This window comes from Fibrobacter sp. UWB5, assembly GCF_002210295.1.
Lineage (GTDB): Bacteria > Fibrobacterota > Fibrobacteria > Fibrobacterales > Fibrobacteraceae > Fibrobacter.
The window spans coordinates 1-24,111 of the sequence record NZ_MWQH01000007.1 but is presented as its reverse complement, the minus strand read 5'-3'; the positions used below and the strand labels follow the sequence as shown (position 1 = coordinate 24,111).

Below are 24,111 nucleotides of genomic sequence, written 5' to 3'. Positions count from 1 at the left end.
AGGTTCAACTATGCCAAACACATCAGACATTAAAATAAAAATCAGGGAAATTGATAAAAATAACAACGAGGTAAAATTTTCTTGGGAAGATTCCTTGGGAAAACGACATGGGAAAAATTTGAAACTCGGAGTCTCTCTTTCCGAGATTCATCCCGATTTCGGAAATCTAAATGTAGTGGGTATTGAAACAAAAACGATTTTACTCTCAAATGGTCATCGTTTAAGCGAGGGCGACTATATCACTCCAAAAATTTGCCGCTGAAGCAACGCAATAATTTCATGGTTGACATAGGTTATCGCGTATTGTGTGTAGCCCACTCCGCTTCAAGCGGGGTTCTTTGCAATCAGTTGTCTAGAAATTTTGTCAGATCGACTGAAAATCTTCAAAGCCCCCCCCCCAATGGATCAAGAAATGACAACCAGCGATGCATTAAACAGCACGGACTGCACCATAGATAATCGCTTTTGAAATCAAAGCACAACCCAAGGGATATGTGTGATATTAGGGTGTATTCAAGAAATTATTTTAAATTTATAGTGGACACTAGTAATTATTCAGGAAAAATCAAAATGCGTTTAATCCGCCAGCCACAAAACTCAACTTTATGTGGCATTGCCTGTGTTGCAATGATTGCAGAAAAATCACTTACTGTTGTAATCCAAAAAGCAATAGATTTATTTAAATGGGATCCCAAAACAGTGAAGACAAATTCCAGAACCAGCAGGAACGATATTCTCAGATTACTTGCAAAATATGGGTTTTCCCAAAGGAATACTTTTAAAAATTTTTCCTCGTGGGATAATATTGAAGGACTGAATTTAGTAGCGGTCCGATACAGCCCCAAAACAGGAAATTGGCATTGGGTAGTGGCAAAACGAAATAAAACAACTTTGAAAATATACGACCCTCAAAAAGAATTACCAATAGAATATCGAGAAAAAGAAAAGCCCGATGGCAGAACCTATCGGGGGAAATGGTTTCTAAAAATTAAGTAGCATCACGTTTTTCCATCAGTACATGATAAATTTCAGTATTTTCAATCTGCATAATGGTAGTGATTTTGTTGCCAGCATCTTTACTTGAAGCGCCGCAGTGGAAAAGTTTTTCTCCTCTTAATCCGTAGTCCAGAAAGATATAGCGGTCGTGAAATTTTTCCTTCGTCTTTTTGTTGTCGAATTTAACATCAGGACGAGCCTTCAAAAAATCTTTCTTAATCTGTTCAGTCAGCGATTCATAGCCATTTTCATCGCTATAAATCATTACGGAAACGCCCTTGGCGATTCCGCGCAGCAGGTCAAGCGTCTTTACACCGACATAGTCATCGATAATCGTGATGGACTTCTTCGCCATACCGTAAATCTGCGTATAGGCGACATCGGCATCCAGCTTCTGCCCGTTCAGAATCAAGAAATGCTTGAAAGTCGAAGGATCGACGAAATTTTCCATAACCTTCTGAAGGTCGGACTGAATGGCCGCAATATCCTTGGTATTCCGTTCCGTTTGCACGGCAATTTGGGCAATGCCGTCATAACCCAATAAATTCCGATTTTCCGCAATGATGTAGTCCTTCATTTGCTTAAAAAGGCGGATAAGAGCCTTACTTTGCGCCGTCGCCCGTTCGCCCTTAAGAACCGTCATGAGCATATAAACGCCCTGTTCGGTAAATGCATATGGAGCATACTTTATGTTTGAACCGCGAGAACCCTTGTTCAAGGTCAAAAATTTTGACCTTGAAGATTCGATATTTTCAGATTCCATGTTCAAGGTGCAAATTTTGCACCTTGAAAGTTCTTCAATTTCCTCCGAATTCAACTGAAAGCGAAAATCTTCATCGAATTTTTCGATGTTGTTTTTAACCTGCTGATTAAAAACTTTGGTGCTATACCCATAAATTTCCGCCAAATCAGCGTCAAAGCATAACCTTGAGCCCGCGAATAGTATATATCCGCGACTTGAGCATATTTTCGTCGGCAATGTAGCACTTTATTGTTGTGGATAAGTCGCCCGATAAGGAATGGCGAACTGACCATTAAAACAGGACTGTGTTTAAAATTTTAAACGAAAGGCGTCCTTTCAACACGAAAGTTCTACATAGCCAATGTAATTATAGAATCTTTGTTAAAAAGGCTGGACAAATCATCCAGCCTTTTAAATGTATTCACCCTGATTATGTTAAGCCTTATAGGGTTTAGGCTTTTCTGCAACATTAGAATATTCTTGTTGAGCCATCTGGTATGTTTTGACTGGAATAATATTCGTATCCGGCTCGTTTAACAAATATTGAGCCAAATTATGATGGATTGTTTCATACCATCGTTCTTCCTTGTCATCGACAAAATCGTAGTCTACGCCGATAGCTTCAAAATGTTTCGCTCCACAAACAATTTTTCGAGCTTCACTTGTATGAGGCAAATTCTTGATAATAGACGTTCCCTTCGTTTCTCGAACAAGAATAAGTTTATGTTCCAAATCATCTATACGAGCTATAGCCCAATCTGGATTGTAATTCTGTATAATTTTAGGGGCATAAATTTTGTAATTTCCCGGAAACTTAAAATAAAGAGACACATTTCCAGATCCAAGGGTACATGTATTAAGTTTATGGACAAAGTTCTTTTCTACATCAGAATCCACTTGTATTTGATTATAGATTGATCTCTTTTCATTCGCCGGAACTAGTTCTCCCATAGGATAAAGAACTGTTTTGGGGAACATTTCTTCAGAATTCAATCCTGTGGGCGTGTCGCTGGGAGTATACTCTATATTCTCTGCAATATGATTTGCAAGAACTTCTTTCAAGGATTCAATAAACTTCCCGATAAAAGCCTCTGGATTCAAGAGGAACGCATCCTGCTTTTCTACTTTAATTCCCTTAAAAATTTCAAGTATAGTCCTACGCGTTAAAGGAACTTCCTTTGCAACCCGACTCAAAATATTCGGAATGGGTAAATTTTTCACTTCTGCCTCAGCAGATTCCTGCGTATCATCAGCAGAATCAGGCTTCACAACCGTTAGGGCTTCAATTTCTACAGGTATGTCTATTTCTAGAGGTTCCGCTCTTTTGGATAATTCAACAAAACCCTTTTGCGCATTAATCTTTAGCACCTGAATAGATTCTAACAGTGAATCAAATCCCGATGGGAACGAATCCTTTTCTCTTACGCAAAACTCAATCTTGTTCTTTTCATAAGAGCGGCCATCTGTATCGCTAATTTCTACAGAAAACTTCGCCATTTTCGACTGAGTAATCTCTAAAAGAGTAAACCTGTAGCGAGTAGCTTTGTAAATACCTCGCGTTGTAATAATTTGAGGTGGCTTAAATTCAATTTTATCAATTTCCCTAATGGCTGTTTTAACTAAAGCATCTTTATTTATATGGATTTGATACTCTGTCTTACGGTTCATTTTATTCCATAGTTCGTTAAATTCAGAACTCTGGAACATTTTCGTTCGTTTAACAATTTTCTTCTTTCGAGCGTTAGCAAAACTTTCGCGAAGGTCGTCTTCACAACCATCTTGTTGATATTCCTTATACAATTCGGCCACATAACGATTAAAATCTTCATGCGCTATCAAAGTCAGTTTATTAACATACGGGTCTTGAATACGAGTCCCAGCAAGTTCTGGCTTATCCTTAGTTCCTTCTTGGACGGGAAGACGTAGGCCTCGTCCAATAGATTGTCTTCGACTATTTTCGCTAGTAATCTCTCTAAGCGAACAGATTTGGAAAACATTTGGGTTGTCCCAACCTTCTCTAAGAGCGGAATGAGCAAATATAAAATGAACCGGATTATCAGAAGAAAGAAGTTTCTCCTTATTCCGCATAATTAGCTGATACGCTTCTTTCTCGGCCTGACGTTCAGCATCATTGCTGCCGCCGTCTTCTCCTAAATCAAAAAACTCACTTTCGCCTTTTTTGGATGTTTGTTTTTTGGCAAAATATGCAGCTTGAACATCTTCTGCACTGATTTTCTTTAAACATTCTGAATCTGCTTTCAGTTGTTCAAACTCTTCATTGAATATTTTTTTGATAAGAGCGTCTTTTCCAATATAATTAGCAACCTTATCTACAAAGAAAAGGCTTAGTACTTTTGCTTTATATCCATATTGCTGTAAAATATTTTCTTTTTCAATGTGCGCCTTAATAGTTTCACGTATCATTTCACGGAATACGGCTTCTCTTGACAAATTTGCGCAGCTATATTCATTGAGAAGGAACCTCATTCCGTTAATTTCAACGGACTCGTCGCCTTTCTTTGCGACAATATTTTCAATAGTCAAGTCGCCATAGGCATCGTTTTTTGTTTTTTGTTTCAACGATTCGCCTGTTTTAAATGTTTTGAAATCTCGTTTAAGAACACCAGCTTCTTTGACAAGAACTTCAAGCGTTACCGTAATGGGTTTACCTTTAGAAACATTTTGAACCTTAAAGAATCCAGGATCTTCAGACATGGCCTCTTCTTCTTGCTTGCCACAAATTTCAATCTTCTTGACCAAGTTCATTTGCATAGCAGCAAAAGGCGTCAAATTATAAATTAGATTTGGCGGTGTTTTGCCTGGAGTTGCGGAATATCCAATGCTGAATAGAGGATGCAAGGTTCGCAAAGCACGCCGAGCGGTGTCTGTTTGATAATTTTGAACTTCATCAAGAATCAATATTGGTCGGGTTTCCTGAATATATTCAATAGGAAGCTTCCCTCCCATTAATTGATCTGTTTCTTTAAATATGACATTTTTTATTTTATTGAATGATGCAATTGTCAACAGCATGATTTCAGTACAGTCTGCACGAGCGAAATCGCTACAGCACGCCACATCACCATCATATTGAATTATATCTAAGGGGACTGTTCCCGGGTATTCTTTAAACAACGTTCGAAAATGCTCCTTCGTTGCTTCGAACGAAGAAACTACACCTTCATAAATTGCTACTGACGGAACGACTATAATAAATTTTTTAAATCCATATCTAGCGCGCAATTCATAGATTGTCCTAAGATACACGTAGGTCTTTCCTGTACCCGTTTCCATATTTACGGTAAATTCAGGATATGAATAATCTTCTAGCAAGAGCGTTTCGCCCGAGTTTGGTTCTGATAAGTCGGCTTGCGGTTGAATATTGTTCCGTTGCTGTATTTGAACCATATTTTCGAGTAACCACAATTCATCGAAAATTTCGTCTGTATTGGCTATCGTTTCTGACATGCTTTGGCGCAGTTCAGCATCGCCTTCATTTGTTAGCGTAAATTCACGGTCTTCTTGTTTTGACAAGCCATCAAACAAATCGACAACTGCGTTTACAGCATCTATCTGATATTGCTGATTAGAATCAAACTTTAGCTTTACCGATTTCATATCGTCGCAATCCTTCCCTTATCAGACAGTTGACAGTAATTTTCATCATCTATTGCAGAATCTAGGCAAACAAAAAGATCATCATCTCCTAATTGCAACGAGAGAATGGTGTCTTTATGAATCTTATCATCAAGGCAGACGATTAATCGTCCTTCAAAACGATCATCTTTTATGCATATGACATCATTTTTTTTGAGCGATTTCAAAGATTCTTTTATAGAATCTAGAGCAAAACCTTGACGTAGCATTATTTCTGTAAGAAGGCCTTCCTTCGTCCAGCCTTTGCGGAGAGGTGTTACTTGTTTTTCTAATTCCTGAAACAAATCATTTAAAGAGTTTTTAGAATCGTTTTTTACAGGTTTATATGGTTCTAGATTTGATTTAGCTTCTCGATAAACCTTAAAGCCTACATCTATTTTCCCTTTAAGTTCAGGATGTTCTTCTAGAATTTTCTTGCCTGCGCGACGGATGCGTTCCTTACCTATTTCACAGATTGTAGGTGGTTTCTTAATGGTGTTAAGGAATTTAATGGCTTCATTCTCTGTGTCATCCAGATTACTAAGTTCTACTGGCAATTGCACCATTATAAACTTTCGATTGCCCAAATCATCTGCATTCAATTGCATGATAGCATGAGCCGCCGTTGCAGATCCAGAAAAGAAATCAACGATTATAGCGTTTTCATTTGATTTGATAAAGAAATTTGTCAAATATGCAATCAATGAAATCGGTTTTGGATAGTCAAAAACTTTTGACCCACCAAATAAATTTGTCAACATTGTTCCTGCATTTTCTGTTGTATCTACAGACACTGTATCATCGATAAAGTTTGGAGGGACCTCTGGTCGATAATCAGCTTTTTTATATGAAATTACTAGCGATTTTGACAATTCAATGTATGTTCCATTTTCAATTTCCTCATCAAGTTTTTCTTGCACCCAGATGAATTTGTTTGAGAATGTTACGTCGTTTTGGTTAACACCATTTTTCACAATTAAATCGTTAAGCAAAGTGTTAGGGAATTTGTCAGTTCCATAAGTACCTTTTTTATAAATGCCGTCAGGTAATTTTGTGTGAAGAACTCCTGATTTAAAGGACAGTTGTTTAATTGTATTTTGAGGCTTTGTTATAGGATCATTGCTTGAACTAGTCTTTTTTACACCTGAAAAAACCTCGTCATTTTCGCCAGCATGGTATGCAAGAATATATTCTACATTCTTTTTAATTTTTTTTGACAAATTTGGTGGCGTAGCAGACTTAAACCAATTCCATTGCCCGCACAAATTTGCTTCTCCAAAAATTTCATCACACAACAACTTTAAATTTGCCAATTCATTATCGTCAATACTAATGAATATCACACCATCCTTTGTTAATAACTCTCGCGCCAATTGCAACCGAGAATACATCATATTTAGCCATCTGCGATGATAGGCTCCATTACTCTTAGGATTCGACACAAGTACAACGCCTGTTTCATCCATTTGGCCTGTAGCCTTAAGAAAATCTTCCACAGGTTCTTCAAATTTATCTCGATAAATAAAATCCTTGCCGGTATTATACGGGGGGTCAATGTAAATCATTTTTACTCGGCCCTTATAGCTATTTTTCAAGCAACGCAAAACCTCTAAATTATCGCCCTCGATATAAATATTCTTTGTATTTTCTTCGTCAACACCATCTCCAACAACCGGTTTCAATGTACCTTCAGCCGGTTTTCTTGCCAAAATTTTAGCCTCGCGTTTTCCAGGCCAATACAAACCATAACCTAAATCAGATTCATTGAAGTTTTCCTCTCCAACAAAATCTTTTACTGCATTAATATCAATCTTCCCGTCCTTAAAAAAGTCTGGGAACGCCTGCTTCAGTAGTTCCATTTTTTCATCTTTGGGAGCTGTTGCTTGAATAAAAGAGTTCCTTAACATAGCGATTCCTTTTTTTAATTAAATTGACTGAAGGCAGCCTTCAACAAACTCGTCTTGCTCACTTGCTGTAGGGGCCATAAATTTCATTATGTTATCTTTTCTTGCATTTCGAGTTTTTTTCATATACTCTCGATAAGACGAGCAAGAATATCGAACATCACAGTTACGACAAACATGAGTTGCAAAATTTGTTTTCATTCCCGGCATCTTACTTTCAAGTCTTTTTACGTCTGGCGGTGCGAATTCTGAATTCTCAATTCGTTCAACAGTCTCGCCAAAGTTTTCAATCATATCAGCAACTTCGTCTTCATCATAACCGAAGGGTATAACCGGTTCCCATTTGTCAAATTCGGCCTGAATTTTCTCTTCAGTACCGTTTTCAATTGCTGCTCTCAAACCATTAGGCAACGGTGTGGCGATAATTGCTGTATTGTCCAACTCATTCTTTTGCAGCCCTTTCCAAATGTATGCGTAAATATTTAGCTGTTCTTTATATTTTCCCGGTTCAGCCTTGATACGATCAGGGTCATGTGTCTTTAAGTCGTAAAGCCAGGTTTCGTCCCCTTCACGCACAATATCAACAACACCTTCGATTGTATAGGGAATCTTGTCATTAGGTGTTTCCTGTTCAGGAAGAGACAACTTGACTTCGGCGCGGGTTATCTGCTCAATAATTTTCTTATTCTTGCGATAATAATAAAGGACCTGATCAAACGCCAATTTTTTCAGGTATTCGTTAATGGAGTGCCCAGCTTCTTCGCATAAAAAGCGGAAATTATTCTCGAACATTTCGCCGAGTTGACTTTCAAATTCAGATTGTTTCATTTATCGGTCCTCCATCACGAAGTTTTGTAAATCTTCCACGGTTTGATGAACTAGAGAACCAAAGAACATCGTTTGACTACGACTAGGAACAAAGCCGTACTTATGGAATACCATGTAATTTCGTGGACAGTTGTTGTAAGGCAGATAATCGGCCGTATAGGTATAAACATGCGGAAGTTTGTCCGAGTTATCTTCAGAATCAGGGAGTGTTTTTACATCTAGTTTTTTTATTGATTCAAAATTAATTTGTTCAATCAACGCCTTAAACGGATTATATGTCGTTTGACCTTGTCCTTTAAATTGTGATAAGACCAGCAGATTTTTTGCCCTTGATAATGCCACATAGAACATTCGCATAGTGTCATATGTATCCATAGAATCAAGAGGTTCGCATATGGTTGGCATAATTCCCATTTTTTGTTGCATGCTACGGACTAAAACATCTAGGGTTCTAGCATCCTTACTTTTGTGCGAAACAGATCCCAAAATAACCACAGGAAATTCCAATCCCTTTGATTGGTGAACCGTCAAAAAAGGCACACACCCCTTTGGGAACGGGTCTTCAGAGTCTTCATATTCCGTTTCGTTCAAGCGAAATAGCGAATACATATATGAGCCAAAGAAGATTTTACGAACTAAATCCTTGGCAAATGTCGCTCCAGAAAGAATTGGATTTGCTGTTTCATGATACTGCGCAATGTATTTTGTTATCATTCCAAGATTATATAGCCCGGAGTCTTCACCGCCATCTTCCGCTTGCCTATACTTTTCTGCAAAGTACTCAAAACTATTGAGTTTATAAAACAGGTCAAGAAGAGTCCAGTCCATTGCGGTTGCACGAGAAAGTGCGTAAGAAACATGCAAAGGCTTACCTTCATTTGTTCGACGAGTAGTAAATGCAAGCATCCCCCTATTCACCAAAGTCCTTCGGACAGAATCGTCTATCCTTTGTATTTGAGAGAATTTTTTGAGCAGAGGAATCGTTAAATCATCATCCAGATCGATTCCATTCTTTTCACAATAGTCGCTGAGATACTTGTAGTTTTGTCTGCTCGCCTTGATAGATTGTTGTGTATCTTCTATGAATTTTGCGAGCGGTTTATCTTGTTCAATAATTTCATCGGCCGAATCAATCGCCATTTCAGCCCAATTAGAGAAATCCGCCATTCCTCCATAAGTGATACCAGATGGTGAGTAACCGAATATTTTTGCAAATAGACCGAATGTGATTAGGGATTCCTCAGTATACAAGAAATTTTTTGCACGAGGTGCATAATACTTGATTCCTGCTTCCTCCAAGGCATCTGCAAAAGCTTGAACTTTAGGCGACATTTCACCGCTGGCATTGCCGCGAATTGTTGGAAATAAGATCGCGCACTGGTTGTAATCTTTGATTTTGCCCGTTCGTTTGAGTTTCTTTATTAAAGAAGCAATGTTTTCAGTTACTGTTTGCTTATCGCCCGTTTCCAACACAACCGATGTGTTTGCATCTTTGCTATTAGCTTGAATATCCTTGTTCTGTATTCTGAAAAATTCAGAAGGCTTGGATGGATTTTTCCACGAGACCAAATCAATAAACTGCGTATAGGTGTCAACAATTTGCTTGCGAGATCGATAATTGATGTTCAGATCTATTCGCTTGGGCCTTACTCCAATCTCTTTTTTGCATATGTTTTCAAAGTCAACTAGGTTTTCTACAGTTGCACCACGAAAACGATAGAGAGCCTGATCATCATCGCCCACAACACAAATATTTTTCGTTCCTTCCGCAAGTTTTAGATAAATCTTTTGCTGAATCGTGTTAGTATCTTGATATTCGTCAACAATAACGTGCTTGAATACCGAACCGGCATCCTTCTTCTGACAAATGTATTCGTAGGCACGCTGTTGCAAAGATGAAAAATCAACCCTATCAAAGCCCTTTTCGGAAAGCAGTTGCCTATAAAGAATCGTCATCTTGAAAAGCTTTGAAATGGTTCTATCTCTTAACTTCAAGGAAAGTTCTTCTTCGCCAAAGTCTTCCTCGCTCATGCGGTTGAAAAACGATATGCAGTTGGAGATTGCGTCTGTACGAGAAGGCGATGCCTTTCCAAACCAGCCATTAATTTCTTTATATACGTCAGTTGGCTTTTCGATGTCAAAGCCAGATTCCGATAAAAGGTTATTGAAATGTTCTCTTACAAAAAGGAACTGCCCCAAATCGTCCATAATGAGTGGACGACGACTACGCAAGCCATGTTCCCTAAAACGACGGTCGGTCAAAAGTTTTTGGCAAAGCGAATGTAGTGTGCCAACATACATCTCCGCAATGTCATAAGGCTTGTGAGTGAAAGTACTCGCGATAGAAAGCAATCCCTGTAGGCCCTGTTTAAGTTGCAAGGCTGCCTTTTCGGTAAAGGTTGCCAAAAAAATCTCTTCCGGAGGAATATTTTCAAAAACAATGAGATTTACGCAACGCCAAAGCAAAACGCGAGTCTTGCCAGAACCTGGCCCTGCTGTCAGCAAAAGTGGTCCACTGGTATTTTCAATGGCCAGTTTTTGGTTAGAATTGGGAGTAAAACCCTTTTCGGCAAAAAGGGAATCTAACGAAACAGCATCTCTTCCAAATACAGTCTTCACCGTATCGCTCCATCTAAAAATCACCGCATATGGAGCAAAAGACAGTCGAGAGTTTCAGCTGGGCATATAAAAAAGGCGTGGAGCCGCTGAAGCGCTTACTGCATTCCGAGGCTCGGCAAAGCCTAACATACCAATAAACGCAAACGACCCACGCCCCAATCGGGACGTGAGCAGTTTACCCTATTCTCGTATGTTTTGAAATTTTGCCGATTTCGGAACGGAGACTAGAGCAAATACTCAATAAAACGGGCGCCCAAGGCGTTGGCCAAGGGCTATGTCGATAAAAAATATATCTTAAATTTGCGACAAATATATCCGCTTTCCCATTTTTTTGAAAAAAAACTCATTTTTCTCTTGACTCCACTCCAAAACACTGCGTGTTTGAGCAGTATTTTTGCTTGTAACGCAAAGAAGCTGACGATGAAAGATATAGAGCATGCCGCCTTAAATCCGTGAAGTAGCAAATTGCGACTTCACGGGAAACAGGGTTCTTTGCCAAGCAAAATGTTCTATTTCAACCCGCGCAGGGTTTTCTTCTGTTCGTCGGTGATGCGGTAGCTTTCGCAGGCTTTTTGGATGGATTTTGCGTGGATCCAGGGCGAAAGTTTACGGCCTTTGATGTAGGGGAAAGTTGCGTCCCATTGCTTGGCGAGGGCGGTCGCCATGTACCAGGCGATAACCATTTGCACGTAGTAACGGTCGGTGGGACGGGCGGCATTTACCGAGGCCTGCGCAGCCCCAGTCGAATCGTCATCGAAAAGATTTTCATCGATGGCGGCAACGAGCTTCAAGTGTTCTTTGCTGAAGCGTTCATCCAAGAAAAAGTTCATGAGCATGTTCACGCCGAAACGCACCGTGTAAGGCTTGGTGGACTTTATCCATTCGCAAATCTTGGCGAAAAAGCGAGCCTCATCCTTGAGCAAAGCTTTGGGCGATTTGCCGTCGCATACGGCCCAGTTATCAATGTAGGGCAAGAACTGCTCGATGCGGGCGAGGCATTCGTCAAAGTCCTTGATGCGTTCCACCGCAAAAAGGTGCACCTGGTTTTCTTCGAAATACTTGTGCGGGAGCTTGTCTAAAAAGTTCGCGACATCCTTCGGCATGATTTTTGAGCCCTTCGCTGCCCCCTTCACCGCCGAATCCACAAACTCCTTCGCGATTTTCCTCATGGTAGGCACGCGCACGCCGATAATCGTTTTCTTGTCGATGTTCGGCAACAGCGACGCGTGAAAATCGCGATACTTTAAATCCTGTTCGGCCAACAGGCGCTTGACAAGTTCGGCGTGGGTCATGGAATAAATATAATTATTCCGATTTTGCGATTCCTGTTTGTGCAGGTTCCTTCGGCTTAATCCTTGCGCTCAGATAGCTGAGCACCAGATTCTGCCATACCACATAACAAGTCGGGGCAAGCGCCACCACAGGGCCCGCATACAGCGTGGCAATCCAGATGACGAGCGTGGTGTTCTTTTGGCCCATGCTCTGCGCACTTTCGATGGGGCGGCGGTTCTTTTCGACATACCAGCCGAGGGCGTAAAGCAGAATGCAGAGAATGAGCGAAATTCCCGCCATCATCGGGAGCTTTCCGCTATTCCACAAATCCGTGAATCCCATTTCGCGGATGTCGTAGCTGGCTTTCGCCAAGATTACGAACACCGAGAACGTCCACACGAACATGGTGTACTTCTGGTATTTGGCGGCGCGATCGGCAAGTTCCGGGTAGAATGCTCGCAGGCCAAGCGCAAACGCAAGCGGAATGCTGATGATGGGCTGAATCGTATTGAAAATCTTCATCGCGATTTCGCGGAGGCCCGCATCGGTTCCGGTCAGGTAACCGAACACAATCGGAATCGAAAAACACGCAATCAGGTTTCCGCTCAAGAAAATCTTCAAGGCAAGCGAGGCCGAACCGCCAAGCATCTTGGCCATGGCAGGGGCTGCATTTGCAGGCGGGCAAAGCGCAATAATCGCACCGCCCAAAAGGACTTCGCGCGGAAGGTCAAACAGCTTTACGATGCCCGCAATAGCTGCCACCAGGATTAGGCTCACAATCAGGGCTCGAATTTCAATTTTAAACGTGTAGCCATGGGTTTGCGGCGGAATTTTAGTCACAAACGTCAAAAACATCATGGTACCGATCAAAAACGGCATTAACGGCGAAAGCACGTGTGCCTGCGGGAGCAAAATCCCGAGTAAAATCGCAATCGGCATCAAAATGGCACGTAAATTCTTCATACGGGCCCAAATGTAGAAAACCGCCAAAACCTAGGCAAGATGGGGATTAATTTCTATATTTACGCCCATGTTACGTTCTAGGTACGAAGCGTTTGACTTCGTGGAAAAGAAGGCCGAAGTCAAGAAAAAGTCGGGCAACCCGATTTTGATGATTGTGTCCGGCTACCTCGCGCTGGTGTGTTTAGGGGCACTCCTGTTGTCGCTCCCGTTTGCGCAGCGTGAACCGGTCGGCGTACTCGACGCCTTCTTCACGGCCATGTCTGCCGTATGCGTCACCGGTCTTTCTACCATCGATATCAGTGCCAGTTTTACCACCTTCGGCAACTGGGTGCTAGTCATTCTCATGCAGGCGGGCGGTCTTGGAATCATGACGATTTCTACCGTGATAATCCTCCTTGCCGGCATGCACCCGGGATTCAACCACCAGTCGGCCCTCCTTGCGAACTACACCCAGGAAGGTAACGTCGACGCAGGCCGAATCCTCAAGGCCGTGCTCCCCTTTACCTTCGGGCTTGAAGCGATTGGCGCCGTCATCTACTTTACGCAGTTCAGCGACATGGAACTATACGACCGCCTTTTCTGCAGTCTGTTCCAGGCGGTAAGCTCCTTCTGTAACGTGGGCTTCACCTTGTTCCCCGATTCCCTGGTGCGCTTCCAGCTGAACCCGCTCATGAACATTACGACCTGCGTGCTTGCGCTGGCGGGCGGTTTCGGCTTCTTGGCCATTACCGAAATCCGTTACCTGTTCGACTTTAAAAAGCGTGCTATCCGCAAGGTGTCGCTGCATACCCACATTGCCACGGGCTTTACCTTAATTATCGTTCTCGTGAGTATCGCCTTCTTCATGTTCAGCGAATGGAGCAATACTTTTGCAGGCCTGAACTTCGGAGAAAAGCTGGAATCCAGCGCCTTTATGGCATTCACCAGCCGCACCGCGGGCCTCAACAACATCGACACCTCGGCCCTGAGCGTGGGTTCGCTGTTCTTCTTTGTGATTATCATGCTGATCGGTGCAAACCCGGGTAGCTGCGGTGGCGGTATCAAGACGACAACGACCGCCGTGATTTTCCTGCTCGGATTCAACCGCCTGCTGGGCCGCAACAAGACCCAGATTCTGGGTCGAACCATTCCCGAAACCACGGTGGATAAGGCCGTGCGAATCTTCGTGGTGGCTATCGTGGTCGTGGTGGTGGCAACCCTCGTGTTGCTCGAAACCGAGGCCGCCGGCAATTCCATCGAACAAGTTTCGTTCCTCAAGGTATTCTTCGAAGTGGCAAGCGCCTACAGTACCTGCGGTCTTTCCATGGGGCTTACCCCCGATCTTTCGATTCCAGGCCGAATTGTGATCTGTACGGTGATGTTTGTCGGCCGAATGGGCCCCTTGTTCCTGATTTCTGCAGTGGCTAAAAAGCAGGAGCAGGGCATGTGGTACGCCGAAGAAGACATCATGGTCGGCTAAGTTACTACATTTAGGCCATGGCTTCTAAACAATTTGTAGTGATAGGACTGGGTAACACGGGCTACTTTTTGGCCCGTCATTTGACCGCACTCGGACACGACGTGATGGTCGTAGACCCGAGTCCCGAAAAAATCCAGGATATTTCGAACCAGGTAGCCCAGGCAGTCGTTGCCGACGGCACCCGTAAAAAGCAGCTCCAGTCGCTCCCGCTTTCCAAGGTGGACAGCGTCATCTGCTGTATCGGTGAAGACCTTCAGGCCTCCCTTTTGACGGTCCTGAACCTCAAGGAACTGGGCGTCAAGCACATTATCGCCAAGTCCAGCAGCCCAGCCCACACCATTATTCTGGAAAAACTCGGCGTGGCAGACATCTTCCACCCGGAACGCGACATGGCCATTTCGCTGGCTGAAAGGCTCAACCGCCCGAACATGCTCGACTACCTGCCGTTCATGGAAGGCTTCTCGATCGTCGAAATCGCCTGCCCCGACGCATTCCTCGGCAAGACCCTCAAGGACTTGTCCCTTACCCACAAGTACGGCATCCAGGTGATCGCTATCCGCGACCCGCTGGAACCCAAGCCCAAGATCGGTAACATCGCCGACTACGTGCTCAAGGAAAACGACGTGCTGTTCGTGATTGGCCCGAACGAGGCCCTGGACAAGCTCAAGACCTAACCTTGGCGCACGACCAAAACAATTAAAGCCCGGCTTGAAAAGTCGGGCTTCTTTTTTCAAAATCTGAAAGTATTACGAATAAACTAGAATACAGGCTTGTTGGACGTGGCGCGTTCTGCGGAGCGGCCCGAGCCGGCGTTCTTTTCGGTCGCAAGCTTGCGGTGGGTCACGGCGCCGACAGCAAAGTAACGGCCGTCCTTCTGAACCAGTCCAGTGTAAATATTCAGAACCTTTTGCGAGAACCACTGCTGGTACAGGTTCAAAATGCTTTCCTTCAGGGCCGAAGTTTCGTCAATGGCCGGGTTACCCGAGGGCTTGCCGTACTTGAGTGTAAACTGTTCGGACATGTAGGCTACAGCTTCAAAAGACTTGTTCAGACGGGCGCGTTCGACACGACCGGTGCGAATTTCAAAAGAATAGAACTTGTCATTCTTGTTAAAAATAAAGTCAACCTGGACCGGCAGTTCACCGAACATAAATACGGGAATGACGACACGTTCGCCTTCGCCACTTTGACCATACGGCTCGTAACCGAGCTTCATCACCTCTTCGATAACGGTCTCACGGGTGGCACCGAAGGGAATACCCGCAAAGTCATTATAACGCTGGGCGGCCGCTTCCAGAGAAAGCAGCAGGGTCAAAATCGTTATAATAAATCCAAAGTGTTTCACAGGATTCTCCTAGAATCTTTGTAAAAGATAGTAAACTTTGCCATGTTGGTAAGTCCTTATCTGATATTTTCTTAGAAAAAACGCCGATTATCTATATTTTGACTCATGGCAAGCACTTTTGGCAAAATTTTTAGCGTTACTACCTGGGGCGAATCCCATGGTCCGGCCGTCGGCTCAGTCCTGGATGGCTGCCCTGCAGGCCTCGAAATCACCGAAGAAGAAATCCAGGCGGAACTCAACCGCCGCCGCCCCGGGCAGGGCAAAATGACCACCGCCCGCGACGAAAAGGACCAGGTCAAGATCCTTTCGGGCGTTTTCGAAGGCAAAACCACCGGAACCCCGATTTCTTTCGCCGTCTTTAACGAAGACCAGCGCAGCCACGACTACGCCGAAATCCAGAAATGGTACCGCCCTGGGCATGCCGACCTCTGCTACGACCTCAAGTACGGGTTCAGGGACTACCGCGGCGGTGGACGCAGCTCCGCCCGCGAAACCATCGGACGCGTTGCCGCAGGTGCCGTGGCCAAGAAACTCTTGAAGCAGGTAAACGGCACCGAAATCATCGCCTGGGTGAATTCCATCGGCGAAGTGGATTGCGGCCCCTTGGACCTGAACAGCCTCACGCTCGAACAGATTGAAAAGTCTCCCGTACGCTGCCCCGACCTGGACGCGAGCGCCAAGATGGAACAAGCCGTACTCGATGCCCGCGCAAACGGCGACAGCATTGGCGGCACCGTATGCCTCTTGGTCAAGAACCCGCCGGTGGCGCTGGGCGAACCGGTGTTCGACCGCCTGGATGCGTTACTCGCCCAGGCAATGCTGTCGATCCCCGCCTGCAAGGGCTTTGAAATCGGAAGCGGTTTCGCCTCGGCCCGCATGCACGGCAGCAAGCACAACGACGAACTTTACTTTGACGGCCACGCCTACCACACCCGCACCAACAACGCGGGCGGTTCCCTCGGCGGAATCAGCAACGGCGAACCCATTTACTGCCGCATGGCATTCAAGCCGACCGCCACAATCTCGCAGGAACAGAAGACTGCGGGCCGCGGTGGCGAAAACGGAACGCTGGCCGCCCGCGGTCGTCACGACCCCTGCGTCGCAGTCCGCGCACCGGTGATTGTCGAAAGCATGGCAGCCCTCGTTTTGGCAGACTTGTTCTTGCAGCAAAAACGTCATTGTCTGTAGCGGTTTAGTCGCAGTCGGCAGGATTCATGTTTCGTTTACTCGCCGCATTCTGCTACCGCGCCGCATACCTGTTGCATCATGCGCTCTGCCTTAAGCCGGGCGCGCCTCTTCAGTATTCGCAATTGATTGTCGTCGGAAGCTTTCGCACCGGTGGTGCAGGTAAGACGCCTTTCTGCATCTGGCTTTGCAATCACCTGGCCGCCCAAGGCAAGGCGGTGGCACTCCTCGCCCACGAATACGCCTTCGACGAAGTCGCCATGCTCCGCCGGCAATTTGCAGACAACGCGCGCGTCCAGATTTTTGCGACATGCAACCGCTACCGTTTGGCACATGAACTTGACCGCTCGCAAAAGTTCGACTGCATCGTTTGCGACGACGGATTCGAAGACACCCGCCTAGTCGGCGCAACCACCATCCTCTTGCAGTGGGAGAATGCACCCTCGAAACTTTCGGAACTCTGGCCCTGCGGCAACATGCGCAGCCTTGCGAAAGACCACGACCTGGATTCTCCTATGGTCCGCATACTAAGGTGTGAAGGCGGAAATCCGGCAGTACGATTCGTTATAGATAAAGTATTGCATTTTTATTCGGGCGAAGAATTTGTCAAAAATAGCGCAAAAGCGAACGTCGTGTGCGGTCTCGGAAACCCCGAGCGATTCTGCAGGGACCTCCAGGATTTCGGTATCAAAATCGACCGCAAGCTCTTCTTCAAGGATCACAGCAAAGCGTTTGCCACCCGGCTCGAAAAAATCATTCAAAGCCGCCCGCAAGACGTCTTCGTGATTTCCGAAAAAGATGCGGCCAGGCTCCCTGCCGGATTTATTCAAAAAAACGTAAAAAGCCAAATTTACATCGCATACCAGGCAACACTCGTCTCGCCCGATGTAGTCCAAAATCTCCCCTAAATTCAGGCACGCATTTCAAACTTCATTTGTAGTTTTTATATTTCTGCAAAAGAAGGATGAAATCATGACGCTCACAAACCGTATCCAGAACTTGATGCAGGCTCTTTGTCAGGAATTTCCTGAAAGGCAAGACCGACTCCAGTTGGCATTCCTGGCCGCTATCAATGACGAGCCTTTCTACCTGTACGGTCGCACCGGTTCGGGCAAGAGTTTCATGATTGGCCGCTTGCTTGCAGCGTTCAAGAAGCCCCGCTTTATCGAAATGGGTAGCCATCCGCACGAAATTCCAGGCTCTATCGACGATTACGATGTAGTCCTGTTCAAAGGATTCAACCCGATTGATGACGCCACCAAGGAATGCGTGCGCAACGCTTTGCAAAAGCGCAAGCACACCACGCTCATTCTCAGCAGCGACGTGCGCCCCGAAAACGCCATGGGCCGCGCCGACATCGTCGATGAGATCACGCTGACCATTTGCATGCCCGACAATCTTTCTTCGGACGCCTTGTGCATGCTGTTGCAAAACTACAGCTTGAGCGAAGATTTTAAGGCTCCCGAAGAATACACCATTTCTGAAGAAGAAAAAACGCAGTGGGCCGACGAAATCCAGAAGGTCGCCCTTTCCGCCGAAACCATGTCGATCATCGGAAAGCTTTCGGACCTCTGCATTCAAAACGCAATCTACGTGCCTATCAGCAAGTGGCTCTCGCTTGCCAATATCGCACGCACCATCGCCTTCTTTAACGGGCGCAACCAAACGACATTCTCTGACACGCTCTTCCTCGGCACTCCGATTTGGGGCCGTTCTACATCGAACAACTCCATCATAGAAAGCTTTATCGATATTGTCAAGAGCGTCATTCTCAAAGACCTTGCAAACGTCATCGCCACGACCTACGATGCAGACACCCTTTACCGCAAAGTCAAGGGCATGCTGAACAGTTCGAATAATTTGTACGAAACAAAGGAATTCAACGGCGAACCTTGCATCAGCTACCGCATTACGGTGGCCGGCGAACAGGCTCCGCTCTACGTTCCGTTGCATTACGTAGAAACCGACGAAGATTTCAACCCGTACAACGAACTCCGCAAAGTCGAAAAGAACGTGCGTTGCAATTTCCACGGAACTTCGAGCTGCACCATCTCCATCAATTCAGCCGTCAAGAGCACGGGTCTTCGCAACAACAATTCCCGAAACGAAAATCCCGCTCCGGCCAAGTTCGAAGATTTCGCAACCCTTCCGACGTACATTCTTCGCGAAAACGATCCCGAAGTCGCCAAGAAAAAACGGATTGAACTTGAAGCCTGCCAGAAAGAGGCCCAGGCTCAAATGGAACAGCAGGCAAAGATCCTGCGCGCACTACGCGATCTTTACCAGTCGAACAAGACTTATCGAAACGACCTGTTCTGCAACCTCGAGATTTTCGAAAAGATCCAGACTGACTTGAGCGATATTTTCAACACCATCAATGGCGTTGCTACCAAGCTCAAGGAAACGCTTGACCTGTACAACACCGCTAGCAAGAATTAGTTCTTGCTGCGGCGAATGCCGATTGTAAAGGTGTTGTCGCTGCTGCCGGCCTGTTCTTTTCCGTTCTTGATTTTTACCTTCATCTTGGAAATGTAGGCACCCGTGCCTACGAGGCGGCCCTTGTCGCTGCGAGCGCCCCATTCGAAGAACAGGTTGCCCGGATTGTCGTAGCAGTTGGATTTTTCAGGATCGGCCGCATTGTAGAACACAGTCGCGTCGTTACAGGCGATGCTTCCATCGGCCTTGTTCACAAAGCTACCCAAGTGCGAGAAATAGTAGTTTTCCCAGTTGATCTTGATTAACGCAAGGGCAGAATCCCTGTTGGCTCCGCTGGGTAAATTCATGATTGCCGAAGTGGCGAGTTCACCCAGGTTAAAGCTCAGCAACAAGCCCGGCTTACCGATGCTGTCGATGATTTCCTTGACCGTCTTGTTCATCGGCACCACCACAGGAACGATCGGTTCACTGTAGGGCCATTCTTCGGCATCGCCCGAAATCGTCACCACGCCAGGGGCCTTGACATCGGTTCTCTGGTCGCCTACAATGCGCACCTTCGGGTTGTTCACGTGGGCCGCATTTTCGCTGCGGTCCTTGAGTTCGCCCGGCAACAGCCTTACGTAATCGCCAACTTCCGGAAGCGTTGCCTGCGCCGTACGCTGGAAGTACAATCTGAACACATTGCCCTGTGCATTCTTGTCGCAGCTCACGATATTGAGCGAATCCATAAAGACTGCAGAATCGCGGTAGAACACGAAGGCGTTCTTCGCATCAAGCGCCTTGATGTTCGAGCCTTCGCTCAAATTGATAGTCACCACGCTCACGTCTTCGGATTTCGGCTCGACCGATGCACTCAGAATAATCGGAGCCACATGGTCCTCGACCAAGGTGTTCATCGAAAGCTTGACTTCTTCGAAAGAATCTTCGTCGGTATAAGTGTAGTGGTACAGCAGCGAACCCGAATAAACTTGGTCAGATAAACCCGTGAATACATCTTCGCGAAGCCCTTCTGGATTGAACAAGGTGATAATCGATTCCTGTTCTACCAGCGGCCAGATATTTTCTTGACCCGCTATCGTATGGAACTGCGTACCGCCAAACGCCCACGAAACCGTATCGGGCACGACCTTGTCAAACGCCTTGCTGAACGGAACCGAAAGACTATCCGGAATGCCGTCGCCATTCACATCGAACATGGCAGCCTTTACTGCAAACGGTACAGGCGGTTCCTTGAAATGGATATCAGTCCAGTGAATCTTGTTTGCAACGCCTTCGCCTTCAATGGTAAAGAAGGCATCGACTGTTGCAGAATCACCCACCACATAGAAACTTGCATAGCCCGAAGAATCAGTCGTAATCGTGGTTACGCGCTGGTTGTCGGCATCCAGGAAACTGAGCGGATACTTCGTCTTCAAATTCAATGTAGCCACGCAATTGACATTCGAGCTTGCAAGCATGTTGCCGCACGGCGTCGAGCCATACAACAGCACCACCTTTAACGGCACCGTATCCGGGTAGGTCACGTGCGCAAGCAACGTATCGTTCTTGCCGCCATCGAGTCCAAGCACATCGCCACGGAGCGTATAGCCCTTCGGGTCGAACACCAGCGAATCGGTCACATGGAAAACGTCGACAAACGCAATATCCGGAAGCGGGTATTCAGGCACCGTAAACGGAATCATCTGATACTGGCTTTCGTCTGCGGCCAAGTAGCAAATCAGCACATACTGACCCGGGCTAAGCGTGCGCGAATTCACGAAAGCCGAAGTGTCGATCGAGAATCCGGCCATGTTTTCGCTAATGAAAATACCGCCGTAATTCAGGCCCGGTTCAAGCAGCACTCCGTCGGCAGGGAGTCCGCCACCAACCAGGCGGAACACGGACTGCGCATACGTCGTATCGATCTTGGACACGCTCGACACATCGCAGCTCAGGGATTCATCGACAAGCAACTGCAATAGTTCGTATTCGATAATTCCCTTGGAATTCGCCTTCTCGACCGGGAAATAAGTCTTTTGCGTCTGCAAGTTGATTGAAGTACGCATCTTGAAGTTGGAACCCGTGGCATTACGTTCCGAGAAGAAAATCTGGAACGGGTATTCCTTGCCTTCGGTAAGGCCAAGCGTATCGAGGTCCACAGCGCCTTCGACAGGGCTATGGCAACCGCCAATGTCGACGACCAGTCGGTTATTGATAAACACCCACACATCGTCATCGCCGCGGAATTCAAAGAACTGTCCCTTCACGTACTTGAACTGCGCATTGATCTTCATCGAGAAACTGTAGTTGTGCTTGCAACCCTGAATATCCCAGTCGTATTTCGGGTTCTTGATAGTCTTTGCCGAATCAAGATACTGGAAGTCATCAATCGGGTAGAATCCCGGATTCACGGGGTCGTTACAGCCGTTCGGAGATTCCGTCACATCGGCAAGCCAGAATCCTTCGGCATCGAGCACCAGGTCGATATCGCGGCAAGTCGCATTCGTGTATTCGCGGCCCGTCGCAGGGTCTGTCGCCAAGACCTCGGGAATAAACCACTTGTCTACCTCACGGCCAGCAGAGCACTGTTCCCACGGGAAAGCGAGCGAATCTACGCGCAACGGGAGCCCAAGTTCGCTCAAGGTATCTTGCACCATGCCGAGCACGTGACCGCCACAGGTCTTGTATTCCGCACCATCGCGGACAACGGTCGTGTATTCGTTACCGTTATAGATGTTACCGAAGTCAATATCGATTGCATCGTCATACGATTCGCCAGCCCAGTCGAGAATCATTGCCGAAATCTTCATGGTCGGGCAAATACCCAGGCGACCTGGGAATGTTTCGCTGAATTTGGGCGTACTGCTCGAAAGCGGGTAGGGATAAACCCACACCGTGTCATAAAGCGCGACCATGGAATCGAGAGAAATCGGAGTACCGGCTTCCTTGCCTTCGCCCATCAGGCCCTCAAGGCTATAGAAATCCGTACCGAAGGACTGCCTGAACTGCACACTCCAATCATCGGTATGCTTGTAATACGTGCCCTGGTACCAGCCGCAAGTATCGCTCTGGGTTGAATCAAACGGACTTGCCGAAATCGGGCCCATGCGCACCAATTCGCCGGCCACAATCATCGAAGGAGACATATTGTCCCACGGGCTCATCAAGCGAATCGTCTTCGGTTCCAGCGGGCTGAACGAAAGATCGAGCTCTCCATTGCTATTGGTAAACAGCCAAGTCTCGTAGACACCCGTCGGGAACAGCTTAGATGCAAGCGGACGCTTGTCTTCGGCAAAATAAGTGACCTGAGGCCATTCATTCTGACGGCGGTAAATGTTAAACTGGGCCATCGTAGAATTCCAGTTCGCCGAATTCACCGTTGCAGGCGCAAAATCATAATGGTACCAGTACGGGTACGCATCCTTTTCGGTTGCAACAGGATTATTGATAATATTGTTGCCAACCGTAATAAAAATCGTGCTGTCCTTGAACGTGGAATTCGTACGCCACGGATGGTAAATGTGCAGCACGCGGGTAGAATCAAAACATTCGCCAAGCGAACCGAGCTTGTCGCCTACTTCAGAATTTGCAACCGTACCATCCACAAAAACGGTATCCATGACGGCAAAGTAATTGCCGAGTTCAACTACACCCTGCGCGGGGTATGCCATGTAAGGCGTATTCAAACGAATAAAGTGCGCAGACTGCACGGGATTGCGAGCAATCATCGCCGGCGAAATCGCACCATAGAACCAACCGCAGTTCGACTTGTCATCGACTGCATAGCGCATCATCACAGAATCGGTCCCGAAAATCATCTGCGGAAGCGCATGATTACCCCACGGACTCTTGAACCACACCATCTTGGAGCCCGGAGCCACAAAAGACTTGGTATAGCTCTTGTCGGACAGATCAGTATAAAGCCAGACTTCTACATCGGTGCCGAACAGCGTACCCATCTTGAATTCGCCACCGGCCTTCCACTGCTCGCCATTATTGTTATTGAAGTTGTTGTCGGCCGTATTCGGATAAATGCTTACCGTAAAGGATTCCCAATCCTGAAAATCGGACACATTCTTGTTCCAGGTGTAGCTGAACCAGCCATCACCTTCGTCAGTCATAATAGTCGTGGAACCAGCACCAAAAGAAGGGTTATAACCGCCACCAGCACCCCCAAGAACATGCAAGAAATAATCGGCCTTAGAGGCATCATCACGCCAAGGAGACTGAATATGCACAGTCAACGCCGCATTTGCGGCAACAGACAAGAAGAAGATGGCATAAACTACCCAAACCCAATGCTTCATAAACACAATTCCTTTAATCACGAAAGACTTTTCCAATCTTTCGCACAAACAACTCCAATCTTTAAAATATATTCTTTATTCCAAATCGGAATAAATAACAGATTATTAGCGGAAAAATGTTGTACAATACTCAATAAGCAAATGTTTGCAGAGAGTAAAAAGCATCTACAAGAAGCCGATGCTGAACCGAGTTCAGCATGACGCGGCGGGGAATGCGTATAAAAAAAAGCCCCCTCGGGCGTTTGCGGCAAGGGGCTGTGAGCCGCAAGCGGCCTGTACTGACAGGCCGTGGCGGCGAGAGCGAGGCGGGGCCACGCATGCACAATATAATGGAGCCGAGCGGTATATAAAAAGAAGGGCCCCTCGAGCGTTTGCTCAAGGGGCCCGTGAATCCAGCGGCGACCTACTCTCCCGGGCCCGTGGGCCAGGTACCATCGGCG

General features: G+C 46.1%; 15 protein-coding genes and 1 pseudogene. 7 read left to right on the top strand and 9 right to left on the bottom strand.

The features are described 5' to 3' along the window. Positions 1–10: 10 nt before the first annotated feature. On the top strand, positions 11–262 hold the full coding sequence (locus B7989_RS10570) for a hypothetical protein (RefSeq protein WP_088628459.1): 252 nt from the start codon (positions 11–13) through the stop codon (positions 260–262). A gap of 308 nt (positions 263–570) precedes the next feature. Further along, positions 571–996 (top strand): cysteine peptidase family C39 domain-containing protein, encoded by a 426-nt coding sequence (locus B7989_RS10565; RefSeq protein WP_158212899.1) that lies wholly within the window; start codon positions 571–573, stop codon positions 994–996. On the opposite strand, the pseudogene B7989_RS10560 reads toward B7989_RS10565, so the two are convergent. The 7 genes and pseudogenes from B7989_RS10560 to B7989_RS10525 form a co-directional block, all read right to left on the bottom strand. After that, a pseudogene (locus tag B7989_RS10560) lies at positions 989–1,961 on the bottom strand (ORF6N domain-containing protein). The gene B7989_RS10565 and the pseudogene B7989_RS10560 sit on opposite strands and share 8 nt — an antisense overlap. Before the next feature lie 212 nt (positions 1,962–2,173). Then, entirely contained in the window at positions 2,174–5,356 is a 3,183-nt protein-coding gene (locus B7989_RS10555) for a DEAD/DEAH box helicase family protein (RefSeq protein ID WP_088628457.1), read from the bottom strand. Next, on the bottom strand, positions 5,353–7,281 hold the full coding sequence (locus B7989_RS10550; protein ID WP_088628456.1) for a site-specific DNA-methyltransferase: 1,929 nt from the start codon (positions 7,279–7,281) through the stop codon (positions 5,353–5,355). Before B7989_RS10550 ends, B7989_RS10555 begins: the two co-directional genes overlap by 4 nt. An 18-nt stretch (positions 7,282–7,299) precedes the next feature. Continuing rightward, a complete protein-coding gene (locus B7989_RS10545; protein WP_088628455.1) occupies positions 7,300–8,106 on the bottom strand; it encodes a PD-(D/E)XK nuclease family protein in 807 nt (268 codons plus the stop codon). Beyond that, on the bottom strand, positions 8,107–10,725 hold the full coding sequence (locus B7989_RS10540; RefSeq protein WP_144265030.1) for an ATP-dependent helicase: 2,619 nt from the start codon (positions 10,723–10,725) through the stop codon (positions 8,107–8,109). A gap of 509 nt (positions 10,726–11,234) precedes the next feature. After that, positions 11,235–12,017 (bottom strand): DNA alkylation repair protein, encoded by a 783-nt coding sequence (locus tag B7989_RS10530; protein WP_088628452.1) that lies wholly within the window; start codon positions 12,015–12,017, stop codon positions 11,235–11,237. Positions 12,018–12,030: 13 nt separating this feature from the next. Further along, a complete protein-coding gene (locus tag B7989_RS10525; protein WP_144265029.1) occupies positions 12,031–12,960 on the bottom strand; it encodes a bile acid:sodium symporter family protein in 930 nt (309 codons plus the stop codon). Positions 12,961–13,027: 67 nt separating this feature from the next. Here B7989_RS10525 and B7989_RS10520 point away from each other — a divergent pair, with 67 nt between their 5' ends. Continuing rightward, positions 13,028–14,419, top strand: a complete 1,392-nt coding sequence (locus tag B7989_RS10520) for a TrkH family potassium uptake protein (protein WP_088628450.1) — start codon at positions 13,028–13,030, stop codon at positions 14,417–14,419. Between the two features lie 17 nt (positions 14,420–14,436). Beyond that, positions 14,437–15,093, top strand: a complete 657-nt coding sequence (locus B7989_RS10515) for a TrkA family potassium uptake protein (protein WP_072800294.1) — start codon at positions 14,437–14,439, stop codon at positions 15,091–15,093. An 83-nt stretch (positions 15,094–15,176) separates the two neighbouring features. Here the strand turns inward: B7989_RS10515 and B7989_RS10510 are convergent, their stop codons facing one another. Then, the gene (locus B7989_RS10510; RefSeq protein WP_088628449.1) at positions 15,177–15,764 is read right to left on the bottom strand and encodes a hypothetical protein; all 588 of its coding nucleotides are present in this window, start codon (positions 15,762–15,764) and stop codon (positions 15,177–15,179) included. A 105-nt stretch (positions 15,765–15,869) separates the two neighbouring features. Here B7989_RS10510 and aroC point away from each other — a divergent pair, with 105 nt between their 5' ends. The 3 genes from aroC to B7989_RS10495 all read left to right on the top strand — a co-directional run bounded on the left by aroC (position 15,870) and on the right by B7989_RS10495 (position 19,388). After that, positions 15,870–16,952 (top strand): chorismate synthase, encoded by a 1,083-nt coding sequence (aroC, locus tag B7989_RS10505; protein WP_088628448.1) that lies wholly within the window; start codon positions 15,870–15,872, stop codon positions 16,950–16,952. Between the two features lie 26 nt (positions 16,953–16,978). Beyond that, positions 16,979–17,857: a tetraacyldisaccharide 4'-kinase gene (locus tag B7989_RS10500; protein ID WP_088628447.1), complete on the top strand. Its 879-nt coding sequence runs from the start codon at positions 16,979–16,981 to the stop codon at positions 17,855–17,857. A gap of 64 nt (positions 17,858–17,921) precedes the next feature. Continuing rightward, positions 17,922–19,388 carry a hypothetical protein gene (locus tag B7989_RS10495; RefSeq protein ID WP_088628446.1) on the top strand — a complete coding sequence of 489 codons (1,467 nt, stop codon included), beginning with the start codon at positions 17,922–17,924 and terminating at the stop codon, positions 19,386–19,388. Here B7989_RS10495 and B7989_RS10490 read toward each other — a convergent pair. Beyond that, entirely contained in the window at positions 19,385–23,671 is a 4,287-nt protein-coding gene (locus B7989_RS10490; RefSeq protein WP_088628542.1) for a fibro-slime domain-containing protein, read from the bottom strand. The two genes, B7989_RS10495 and B7989_RS10490, sit on opposite strands and share 4 nt — an antisense overlap. Between the last annotated feature and the right edge of the window lie 440 nt (positions 23,672–24,111).

Bases quoted from the DNA above. Each gene is read 5' to 3' on its own strand.
- B7989_RS10495 (WP_088628446.1), top strand. From the start codon at position 17,922: ATGACGCTCACAAACCGTATCCAGAACTTGATGCAGGCTCTTTGTCAG.
- aroC (WP_088628448.1), top strand. From the start codon at position 15,870: ATGGCAAGCACTTTTGGCAAAATTTTTAGCGTTACTACCTGGGGCGAA.
- B7989_RS10555 (WP_088628457.1), bottom strand. From the start codon at position 5,356: ATGAAATCGGTAAAGCTAAAGTTTGATTCTAATCAGCAATATCAGATA.
- B7989_RS10500 (WP_088628447.1), top strand. From the start codon at position 16,979: ATGTTTCGTTTACTCGCCGCATTCTGCTACCGCGCCGCATACCTGTTG.
- B7989_RS10550 (WP_088628456.1), bottom strand. From the start codon at position 7,281: ATGTTAAGGAACTCTTTTATTCAAGCAACAGCTCCCAAAGATGAAAAA.
- B7989_RS10570 (WP_088628459.1), top strand. From the start codon at position 11: ATGCCAAACACATCAGACATTAAAATAAAAATCAGGGAAATTGATAAA.
- B7989_RS10520 (WP_088628450.1), top strand. From the start codon at position 13,028: ATGTTACGTTCTAGGTACGAAGCGTTTGACTTCGTGGAAAAGAAGGCC.
- B7989_RS10515 (WP_072800294.1), top strand. From the start codon at position 14,437: ATGGCTTCTAAACAATTTGTAGTGATAGGACTGGGTAACACGGGCTAC.
- B7989_RS10545 (WP_088628455.1), bottom strand. From the start codon at position 8,106: ATGAAACAATCTGAATTTGAAAGTCAACTCGGCGAAATGTTCGAGAAT.
- B7989_RS10530 (WP_088628452.1), bottom strand. From the start codon at position 12,017: ATGACCCACGCCGAACTTGTCAAGCGCCTGTTGGCCGAACAGGATTTA.
- B7989_RS10490 (WP_088628542.1), bottom strand. From the start codon at position 23,671: ATGAAGCATTGGGTTTGGGTAGTTTATGCCATCTTCTTCTTGTCTGTT.
- B7989_RS10525 (WP_144265029.1), bottom strand. From the start codon at position 12,960: ATGAAGAATTTACGTGCCATTTTGATGCCGATTGCGATTTTACTCGGG.
- B7989_RS10565 (WP_158212899.1), top strand. From the start codon at position 571: ATGCGTTTAATCCGCCAGCCACAAAACTCAACTTTATGTGGCATTGCC.